Consider the following 9773-nt stretch of genomic DNA (forward strand, 5'->3'; position numbering starts at 1 on the left):
CGGGCCGTCGTGGCCGGGCAGCAGCACGGCGAACTCCGCGCCGTCCCGGCGGGCCAGCAGCGCACCGTCGGGCAGGCCGGCCGACCAGCGCCGGGCCACCCGGCGCAGCAGCGCGGCGGCGCCCTCGTCGCCGGCCCGGACCGCGTCCTCGACCCCGTCCAGCTCGACGAGGACGGCGCTCAGCGGCGCCCGGCTGCGGCCGGCGTGCTCGACGGCGTGGTCCAGCGCCTCGTCGAGGCCGCGCCGGTTGGGCAGCCCGGTGAGCTGGTCCACCCCGGCGGCCGATGCCCGGTCGACCAGCACGCCGACCACCGCGGCGATGCCCACGCAGACCAGGCCGAGCACCACCGACGACCCCACCGGTAGTTCCGACCTCAGGGCCAGGGCCGTGCAGCCGCCGCCGATCGCCAGGCCCAGGTGGACCAGCGCGGCCGGCCAGGCGAAGTAGAAGAAGGCGTCGAGGGCGACGAAGACCGTGATGCCCGCCGCGGCGGTCGCCGTGGACGGGTCGGGCGCGAGCAGGGCGGAGAGGGTGATCAGGCCGGTGCCGGCGCCGACCAGCAGGTGGTAGGCCCCGCGGGGGAGCCGTCGTCCCCAGCGCAGCACCGTCGCGCCGGTGAGCACGGCGACCACCGCGATCGCCAGCAGACCGACGGGGCCGGCCGGGTCGTGGTGCGGGCCGGGCAGCCAGGGCCGCAGGGCGTCCAGGCCGACGGCGCCGACGGCCGTGCCCCCCATCAGGTAGAGGAAGCCGGTCACCCGGGCGATCACGCGGGGGGTCGCCACCGCGGGGGCCCGGAACCGGTTGTGCTGCACGCAACCGACATCGGCCGGAACCGATCCGTCCTGAAGTCGGTGGGGCGTCCTACTCCCTGTGGGGGATCAGCTCGCGGTGACCGCGGCGACCAGCCGGCGGAAGGAGGCCAGTCGGGCCGCCCGCGCCGGCGGGCCCTCCGCCGCCCACGCGTCCAGCGCGCAGTCGGGGTCGCCGTCGGTGTGCGCGCAGCCCGGCGGGCAGTCCCGGGCCACCTCGGCGAGGTCGTCGAAGGCGGCCAGCACGTCGGCCGGGTCGGTGTCGGCCAGCCCGAAGCTGCGGATGCCGGGGGTGTCGATGACCATGCCGCCACCGGGCAGGTCCAGCAGCACCGCCGAGGACGACGTGTGCCGGCCCTTGCCCACCTTGCTCACCCCGCCGGTGGCCCGGGCGGCGTCGGGCACCAGCCGGTTCACCAGCGTGGACTTGCCCACCCCGGACTGGCCGACCAGCACCGAGACCCGGCCGGCCAGCCGCGGGACCAGGTGCTGCAGATCGGTGTCGCGGCTGACCGCGATGGCCTCGACCTCCAGCCCGGCGTAGCGGGCCAGCAGCGCGTCCGGGCTGCCGAGGTCGGCCTTGGTGAGGCAGAGCAGGGGGGTCAGGCCCCCGGAGAAGGCCGCGACCAGGCACCGGTCGAGGAAACCGGTGTGCGGTGGTGGGTCGGTGACGGCGGTGACGACGACGAGCTGCTCCGCGTTGGCCACCACCACCCGCTCGGTGGGGTCGGTGTCGTCGGCGGTGCGCCGCAGCACGGTGCTGCGCGGCTCGATCACGACGATGCGGGCCAGGGTGTCCACCCGGCCGCTGGTGTCGCCGACCAGCCGCACCCGGTCACCGGTGACCACGCCGTGCTTCCCGAGCTCGCGGGCGCGCATCGCCGTCACCTCGACCGGCCCGTCGGCGCCCTCGACCCGCACGGTCATCCGTCCGCGGTCCACGCCGACCACCAGCCCGGGGACGGCGTCGTCGTGGCTGGGCCGCGTGCGGGTGCGCGGCCGGGAGCCGCGGCGGCCCGGGCGGACCCGGACGTCGTCCTCGTCGGAGCGGCCGTCGAACCTCCTGCCCGCCATCAGGCCCGCCCGCTCAGCTGACCGCTCCCGCGTGCTCGCCGAGAAGCCCGGCCCACCGGTCGAGGAAGTCCGGGAGGGTCTTGGCCACCGTGCCCGGGTCGCGGACGACGACGCCGGGGACGGCGAGGCCGAGCACCGCGGCGGCCATGACCATCCGGTGGTCGGCGTAGGAGTCCAGCTCCGCGGGCCGACGGGGGCCGGGGGTGATCTCCAGGCCGTCGGGCAGCTGGGTGACCTGCGCACCCACCGCCGTGAGCACCTCGTCCAGGGCCTGCAGCCGGTCGGTCTCGTGGCCGCGCAGGTGCGCGATGCCGGTCAGCCGTGAGGGCCCGTCGGCCAGGGCGCAGAGCGCCGCCAGCACCGGGGTCAGCTCGCCCACCTCGGACAGGTCCGCGCGCAGCGGGGTGATGGCCGCCCCGCCGGTGACCTGCAGCCCGTCGGCGGTGCGCTGCACGTGCGCGCCCATCGCCGGCAGCAGCTGCTCGAGCTGCGCGCCGGGCTGGGTCGTGCGCACCGGCCAGTCGCGCACGGTGACCCGGCCGCCGGTGACGAGGGCGGCGGCCAGGAACGGGGCGGCGTTGGACAGGTCGGGCTCGACCACCCGGTCGACCGCGGCCACCGGGCCCGGCGCCACCCGCCAGCCCCCGTCGGTGCGCTGGACCGCGACGCCGTGCTCGCCCAGGGTCTCCACGGTCATCTGCACGTGCGGCATCGAGGGGACGCCGCCGGCCAGGCGCAGGTCCAGGCCCTCGCTGAACCGTGCGCCGGCCAGCAGCAGCCCGCTGACCACCTGGCTGGACTCGCTGGCGTCCACCGTGACGGGCCCGCCGCGGACCGACCCGGTGCCGTGCACCGTGAAGGGCGCGCGGCCGCGGCCGTCGTCGGTGATGCGCACACCGCAGGCCCGCAGGCCCTCGAGCAGGCCGGCGTTGGGCCGCTCCCGCAGCCGGGGGTCGCCGTCCAGGGTGACGTCGCCCGTGGCCAGGGCCGCCACCGGCGGCAGGAACCGCAGCACGGTCCCGGCCAGGCCGGCGTCGACGGTGGCCGGGCCCCGCAGCGGACCGGGGGTGACCAGCCAGTCCTCCCCGTCGACCTCGATGCCGACCCCGAGGGCCCGCAGCCCGGCCGCCATCAGGTCGGTGTCGCGGGCGCGCAGCGGGCGCACCAGCCGGGACGGGCCGTCGGACAGCGCGGCCAGCACCAGCGCCCGGGCGGTGATCGACTTGGACCCGGGCAGGGCGACGACGGCGTCGACCGGGCCGGGGGCGGGCGGCGTCGACCAGCTGCTCATGCCGCCCATCCTGCCCGGTCGACGCCGCCGTCCCTCACTGCCCGTTGCTCACCTGGTGGCGGGCAGGGTGCGCACCAGGCGCCGGTTGGCGAACTCGAACATGCCCAGCTCGGACAGCTCGCGACCGTAGCCGGACCGCTTCACCCCGCCGAAGGGCAGCTCGGCCGAGGAGCCCGAGGGCTGGTTGATCCACACCATCCCGGACTCCAGCCGGTCGGCCACCGCCCGGGCCCGCTCCACGTCACCGGAGTAGACGACGGCCGACAGTCCGTAGGCGCTGTCGTTGGCCAGCGCGACGGCCTCGTCCTCGGTGTCGACCTTGTACAGCACGGCCGCCGGGCCGAAGAGCTCCTCGGAGAAGGCCCGCATGCCGGGGGTGACGTCGGTGAGCAGGGTGGCCTCGACGAAGGCGCCGGGGCGGTCGGGCCGCCCCCCGCCGGCCAGCACCGTGGCGCCCTTGTCGACGGCGTCGGTGATCTGGGCGTGCAGGTCGGCGGCGGCCTTCTCGGTCGACAGCGGGCCCAGCGTCGTGGACGGGTCGGCCGGGTCGCCGGGGGTGAACCCGCCGAAGGCCTGCTGCATGCCGGCGACGAAGGAGTCCCAGACGTCGGCGAGCACGATGATCCGCTTGGCCGCGATGCAGGCCTGGCCCGTGTTGGCCATCCGGCCCATGGTCGCGGCCTTCACCGTGCGGCCCAGGTCGGGGGTGTCCAGGACGACGAAGGGGTCGCTACCGCCGAGCTCGAGCACCGACTTCTTCAGGTGCTTGCCGGCCAGCGCCGCGACCGAGGAGCCGGCCCGCTCGCTGCCGGTGAGCGTCACGCCCTGCACCGCGGGGTGGGCGATGACCTGCTCGGTGTCGGAGATCCTGAGGAAGACGTTGGTGTAGACGCCCTCGGGTGCGCCGGCGTCTCGGAAGAGCTCCTCCAGCGCCAGCGCGCACTGCGGCACGTTCTCGGCGTGCTTGAGCACGATCGTGTTGCCCAGGGTCAGGTTCGGGCCGGCGACCCGGACCACCTGGTAGAGCGGGTAGTTCCACGGCTCGACGGCGAACAGCACCCCGGTGGGCTCGTTGACCACCACGGCCTCGCCCTTCATCACCTCGATGGTGCGCGGGGCCAGGAACTGCTCGGCCTTGTCGGCGTAGTACCGCAGGATGCTCGCGGCCAGCGCGACCTCCCCGGCCGCCTCCTGGATCCGCTTGCCCATCTCCGTCGTGATGAGCGCGGCCAGCGCGTCGCTGCGCTCGGTCATCAGGTCGGCGGCCCGGCCGACGACCGCGGCGCGCTCGGTGACGCTGCGCTGGCGCCAGTCGAGGTAGGCGGTGTGCGCGCGGTCGACGACCGCGGTGACCTGGTCGCCGGTCAGGGCCTCGAACTCCCGCTCGGTCTCCCCGGTGAACGGGTTGACCGTGGCGTAGGGGCGGTCGGCAGTGCCGCTGTCGGTCTTCGGGTGGTCCTGGGTGCTCGTCACCTGCCCTGCCTACCCGACGCCGCCGGCGGCACACGGTTGTCCTACCCCGCACCTACAGTCGGGGCCAGCACGGCCGGGACGGGCGGGACGACGGGAGCGAGGACGCGATGTGCGGGCGGTACGCATCCAGCCGACGGCCGGAGGACCTGGCGGCGGACTTCGAGGCCGTCCCGGCGCCGGGCCAGGACCCGCTGGGCGCCGACTTCAACGTCGCCCCCACCAAGGACGTCTACGTGGTCCGGCAGGCCCGCGAGCGCGACGCCGAGGGCGCCCCGACCGGCGCCTCGCACCGCGAGCTGCGGGTGGTGCGCTGGGGCCTGGTGCCCTCGTGGGCCAAGGACGTGTCGGTCGGCAACCGCATGCTCAACGCCCGGGTCGAGTCGCTGACCAGCAAGCCCGCGTTCAGCAAGGCCGCGCGGGCCCGGCGCTGCCTGGTGCCCGCCGACGGGTGGTACGAGTGGTCGCCCCGCGAGCACGCGCCCGGCAAGCAGCCCTGGTACGTCACGCCCGAGGACGGCGGCGGCCTGGCCTTCGCCGGGCTGTGGGAGGTGTGGGGCCGCGGGGAGGACCGGCTCTACTCCTGCACGGTGGTCACCGCCCCGGCGGTCGGGGCGCTGGCCACCATCCACGACCGCATGCCGCTGGTCCTGCCGCGCGAGCGCTGGGCCGACTGGCTGGACCTGGCCCGCGACGACGTCGAGGCCCTCGCCGAGCCGACCCCGCCCGAGCTGGTCGAGCAGCTGGAGATCCGGCCGGTCGGCCCGGCGGTGGGCAACGTGACCAACGGCGGGGAGCAGCTGACCGCCCGGGTCGACCCGGTGTCCTCCCCGGCCGACCAGCCGGCCCTGTTCTGAGGTGGGCGGGAGCACGACAGACCCCGCGCCGCCGGGGTCCCGGGCGCTGCCCGGCTGGGTGGCCGCCGCGGTCACCTTCCTGTCCTCGGGTGCCGTGCTGGTGCTCGAGATCGCCGGCCTGCGGCTGATCGCGCCCTACGTCGGCATCACCCTGCAGACCAACACCGCGGTCATCGGGTTCGCCCTCGCCGCGATCGCGGTCGGCGCCTGGGCCGGGGGAGCGGTCGCCGACCGCCGCGACCCGCGCGGCCTGCTGGCGCCCCTGCTGGTGGCCGGCGGGGCGCTGCTGGTCGCGGTGGTGCCGGTCGTGCGGTTCTCGGGGGCCCTGCTCACCGGTGCCGACGCCGGCAGCGTGCTGCTCCTGGCCGCGGTCGCCGTGGTGGTGCCCGCCGCGCTGCTGTCGGCGGTGCCGCCGATGGTGGTCGCGCTGCAGCTGGGCAGCCTGCGCGAGACCGGGTCGGTGGTCGGCAAGCTGTCGGGCATCGGCACCCTCGGCGGGATCGCGGCGACCTTCGGCACCGGGTTCGTGCTGGTGGCGCTGCTGCCCACCAGCACCATCCTCGTCAGCACCGGCCTGGTGGTGGTCGCGGCGGGGGTCGGGCTGTGGCTGCTGCTGCGGCGCGCCGTCGGGGCCCGGCTGCCCGGCGCGCTGCTGGTCGGCGTGCTGGCCGGCACCGGTCTGGCCGTCGTCGCGCCCGACCCGTGCGAGGTCGAGACCACCTACCACTGCGCCCGGGTGGTGGCCGACCCCGACCGGCCCGGCGGGCGCACCCTCGTGCTGGACACCCTGCGGCACTCCTACGTCGACCTCGACGACCCCACCCACCTCGAATTCGCCTACGTGCAGACGATCGCGTCGGTCAGCGACGTGTCCGCCCCGGCGGGTGAGCCGGTGTCGGCGCTGCACGTCGGCGGCGGCGGGCTCACACTGCCCCGCTACCTGGCCGCGGTGCGCCCGGGCAGCACCCAGCGGGTGCTCGAGGTCGACGCCGGGGTGCTGGCCGTCGACCGGGCCGACCTCGGCCTGGTCACCGGCCCGCAGCTGCAGGTCGACGTCGGCGACGCCCGGATCGGGTTGACCCGGGAGCCCGGGGGGACGCGCGACCTGGTCGTCGGCGACGCCTTCGGCGGGCTGGCCGTCCCGTGGCAGCTGACCACGGTCGAGGCGCTGGAGCTGGTCGACCGGGCGCTGGCCGACGACGGGGTCTACGCGGTCAACCTGATCGACCACGGCCCGCTGTCGTTCCTGCGCGCGGAGCTGGCGACGATGCAGCGGGTCTTCCCGCACGTCGCCCTGCTGGCACGCGCGCCGGTGGTCGCCGGCGAGGACGGCGGCAACGTGGTGGCCGTGGCCTCGCGCCGGCCGCTGGGCACCGGGACGCTGGGCACCGCGCTGGCCGGCCGCGGGCTGGACTGGCAGGTGGTCACCGGCACCGAGCTGACGGCCTTCGTCGGCGACGCACCCGTGCTCACCGACGACCTCGCGCCGGTGGACCAGCTGCTCACGCCCTACGGCTGAGGGCCCGGCTGCCGGTCACCGGCCCAGCGGCGCGGTGCGGGCCCGGGTCAGCGCCACCAGGTCGGCCGGGTCCAGCTCGACCTGCAACCCGCGCCGGCCCCCGCTCACGCACACCGAGGGCAGCGCCAGCGCCGACTCGTCGACGACGGTGGGCAGGGCCTTCCGCTGGCCCAGCGGGCTGATCCCGCCGCGCACGTAGCCGGTGGCGCGCTCGGCGTCCGCGGGGTCGGCCATCACCGCCTTCCGGCCGCCCGACGCCGCGGCCAGCGCCTTGAGGTCCAGCAGGCCGGCCACCGGGACCACGGCCACCACCAGGGCACCGTCGACCCGGGCCAGCAGCGTCTTGAACACCCTCGACGGGTCCTGCCCCAAGGCCGCGACCGCGGCCTCGCCGTAGCCCACCCCGTCGGCGTGGTCGTCGGGGTCGTAGCTGCGCAGCTCGAAGCGCACGCCCGCCCTCTCCAGCACCCGCACCGCGGGGGTCGCCGCCATGGTGCCGACCCTAGGGGGAACAACCCGGGCCGCCACGGCGCTGTGCCGACCGTGACCAGTGCAGCCGTACCGACCCGGGCGCGCCCCCGCCCCCGCGCGGCGGTGCCCCTGGCGGCCCGCCGTCCGCCCGGCCGCGCCGCCACCGCGCGACTAGCATCGACCGACGTGGTGTCCCGCCTGCGGTCGCCGCAGAGAGGACGGTCGGTGCCCGACGAGATCACGGAGCAGCAGACCCCGCAGGCCGGCCCGCAGGTGGTGGAGACGCCCGAGCCCCGCGCCGACGGCAGCCGCACCGAGCAGGCGGAGACCCGCGCGCAGCGCGACGCCCGCTTCGAGCGCGATGCCCTGCCCTTCCTGGACCAGCTGTACCCGGCGGCGCTGCGGATGACCCGGAACCCGGCCGACGCCGAGGACCTGGTGCAGGAGACCTTCGTGAAGGCCTACTCGGCCTTCCACCAGTTCGCCGAGGGCACCAACCTCAAGGCGTGGCTGTACCGGATCCTGACCAACACCTACATCAACAACTACCGCAAGAAGCAGCGGCAGCCGCAGCAGTACCCCACCGACCAGGTGCAGGACTGGCAGCTGTTCGCCGCCGAGGAGCACAGCTCCAGCGGCCTGCGGTCGGCGGAGATGGAGGCCCTGGACCACCTCCCCGACACCGACATCAAGGAAGCGCTGCAGCAGCTCCCGGAGGACTTCCGGCTGGCGGTCTACCTCGCTGACGTCGAGGGGTTCGCCTACAAGGAGATCGCCGAAATCATGGGCACGCCCATCGGCACGGTGATGTCCCGGCTGCACCGCGGTCGGCGCGGCCTGCAGAAGCTGCTCGCCGACTACGCCCGCGAGCGCGGCTTCGCCCGCGCCGGGGCCGGAGAGGAGGGGTCCTCGTGAGCGACGGGGTGACCGACGGGGCGACCGACCGACCTGAGGTCGAGATCGGCAGCTGCGACGACGTGCTCAGCCACGTCTTCGAGTTCCTGGACCACGAGACCGGCGACGAGCGCCGGGCGGTGATCGCCGAGCACCTCGACGAGTGCGCGCCGTGCCTGCGCGAGTTCGGCATCGAGCAGGAGTTCAAGGCCCTGGTCCGCAAGCGCTGCGGCGGGGACCCGACCCCGATGGGCCTGCGAGATCGGATCAAGATGCAGCTGACCCAGGTGTCCTTCGAGGAGGACGGCACGACCGTCTCGGTCGAGCGGGTGTCCGTGGAGCGCACCACCGACTGAGCGGTGGGCTACGGCGCGGGCCCCGCGGGGCCCGCGCCGCGCGGCTCAGGCGTTGGGCCGCTTGCCGTGGTTGGCGCCGTTCTTCTTCCGGGCGCGCCGCTTGCGTCCACGCTTGGACATCGCTGCCCTCCTCTCCTCGTGCGGGACCCGGGATACCCGGGCCCCGGCCGACCAGGGTCTCACGACCCGGGGCCGGCCCGCCCGCGCGCCCCGGAGATCGGTGACGGCACGGTGCAGCGCGCACGCCGGGCGCGGCCGTGGCAGGGTCGACGGGACGGTGCGCGGGGACGCGCCGGGACGGGGGAGCCGTGGCGGAGACGGGCGGGATCGGCATCGGCAGCGTGCTGGTCGCCGGGCGGGGCCCGGTGGCCTGCGGCGTCATCCGCGCCGCGGGGTCCCTCGGCGTGAAGACCGTCGCCGTGCACTCGGCCAGCGAGGCCGGTGCCCGCCACGTCCGGCTGGCCGACGAGGCCGTGCTGCTGGGGCCGCCGCCGGCCGCCGAGTCCTACCTGTCCGTGCCGCGGCTGGTGGAGGCCGCCCGGCGCAGCGGCGTCGACGCCGTCCTGGCCGTGCCCCCGGCGCTGGCCGGCAACGCCGAGCTGGCGGCGAGCGTGGCCCGGGTCGGCCTGACCTGGGTGGGCCCGCCCGCAGCGGTGCTGGAGCGGCTCGGCGGCGACGGGGTGGAGCCGGCCAGCGCACAGGGCTTCCTCGCCGTCGTCACCCCCGACGGCCTGCGGCACGTCACCCCCGTGCGCCGCGACCGCGACGCCGGGACCGCCCGCGTCTCCTGGACCCCGCCCGGCTGGCCCGCCGACGGCGGCCCACCGCTGCCGCGGGCCGCGCAGCGGCTGCCCGACCTCGGCTGGCGGGGACCGGTCACGGTGGGCATCGACCCCGACGGCGAGCTGGCCGAGGTCGCCGCCGGGTTCTCCCTGGACCTCGGCGTGCTGGAACGGGCCCACGCGGTAGACGCCGTCGAGCTCGCGCTGCGCTGCGCCACCGGCCGGCTCGGCCCCGAGCCGCGGTCC

At 76.2% G+C, this 9773-nt stretch carries 11 protein-coding genes; 5 read left to right on the top strand and 6 right to left on the bottom strand.

From position 1 onward, the window contains the following. The 4 genes from NH342_RS19835 to NH342_RS19850 form a co-directional block, all read right to left on the bottom strand. On the bottom strand, nt 1–816 hold an 816-nt coding region (locus NH342_RS19835; RefSeq protein ID WP_253017541.1), incomplete at its 3' end, for a diguanylate cyclase domain-containing protein. Nucleotides 817–882: 66 nt separating this feature from the next. Further along, nucleotides 883–1887: a ribosome small subunit-dependent GTPase A gene (gene rsgA, locus NH342_RS19840; RefSeq protein WP_253017543.1), complete on the bottom strand. Its 1005-nt coding sequence runs from the start codon at nt 1885–1887 to the stop codon at nt 883–885. 13 nt (nt 1888–1900) lie between these two features. Further along, the gene (gene aroA / locus NH342_RS19845) at nt 1901–3178 is read right to left on the bottom strand and encodes a 3-phosphoshikimate 1-carboxyvinyltransferase (RefSeq protein WP_253017545.1); all 1278 of its coding nucleotides are present in this window, start codon (nt 3176–3178) and stop codon (nt 1901–1903) included. A 48-nt stretch (nt 3179–3226) separates the two neighbouring features. Then, entirely contained in the window at nt 3227–4651 is a 1425-nt protein-coding gene (locus NH342_RS19850) for an aldehyde dehydrogenase family protein (protein WP_253017547.1), read from the bottom strand. Nucleotides 4652–4758: 107 nt separating this feature from the next. Here NH342_RS19850 and NH342_RS19855 point away from each other — a divergent pair, with 107 nt between their 5' ends. Together NH342_RS19855 and NH342_RS19860 are read left to right on the top strand one after the other, a co-directional pair. Then, a complete protein-coding gene (locus NH342_RS19855; protein WP_253017549.1) occupies nt 4759–5505 on the top strand; it encodes an SOS response-associated peptidase in 747 nt (248 codons plus the stop codon). 1 nt (nt 5506) lies between these two features. Beyond that, nucleotides 5507–7024, top strand: a complete 1518-nt coding sequence (locus tag NH342_RS19860) for a fused MFS/spermidine synthase (protein ID WP_253017551.1) — start codon at nt 5507–5509, stop codon at nt 7022–7024. A gap of 15 nt (nt 7025–7039) precedes the next feature. On the opposite strand, the gene ybaK is transcribed toward NH342_RS19860, so the two are convergent. Continuing rightward, on the bottom strand, nt 7040–7516 hold the full coding sequence (gene ybaK, locus NH342_RS19865) for a Cys-tRNA(Pro) deacylase (RefSeq protein ID WP_253017553.1): 477 nt from the start codon (nt 7514–7516) through the stop codon (nt 7040–7042). 204 nt (nt 7517–7720) lie between these two features. On the opposite strand from ybaK, the gene NH342_RS19870 reads away from it, so the two are divergent. Together NH342_RS19870 and rsrA are read left to right on the top strand one after the other, a co-directional pair. Continuing rightward, nucleotides 7721–8410 (top strand): sigma-70 family RNA polymerase sigma factor, encoded by a 690-nt coding sequence (locus NH342_RS19870; protein ID WP_308200712.1) that lies wholly within the window; start codon nt 7721–7723, stop codon nt 8408–8410. Next, a complete protein-coding gene (gene rsrA, locus NH342_RS19875) occupies nt 8407–8745 on the top strand; it encodes a mycothiol system anti-sigma-R factor (RefSeq protein WP_253017555.1) in 339 nt (112 codons plus the stop codon). The genes NH342_RS19870 and rsrA overlap by 4 nt, the downstream gene beginning before the upstream one ends. A 45-nt stretch (nt 8746–8790) precedes the next feature. Here the strand turns inward: rsrA and NH342_RS24555 are convergent, their stop codons facing one another. Further along, nucleotides 8791–8865 (bottom strand): 50S ribosomal protein bL37, encoded by a 75-nt coding sequence (locus NH342_RS24555; RefSeq protein ID WP_369299104.1) that lies wholly within the window; start codon nt 8863–8865, stop codon nt 8791–8793. A gap of 188 nt (nt 8866–9053) precedes the next feature. Between NH342_RS24555 and NH342_RS19880 the strand changes: the two genes are divergently transcribed. Then, nucleotides 9054–9773 (top strand): biotin carboxylase N-terminal domain-containing protein (locus NH342_RS19880; RefSeq protein ID WP_308200713.1); only part of this gene is annotated, 720 nt, incomplete at its 3' end.

This window comes from Klenkia sp. PcliD-1-E (assembly GCF_024124375.1).
Taxonomy (GTDB): domain Bacteria; phylum Actinomycetota; class Actinomycetes; order Mycobacteriales; family Geodermatophilaceae; genus Klenkia.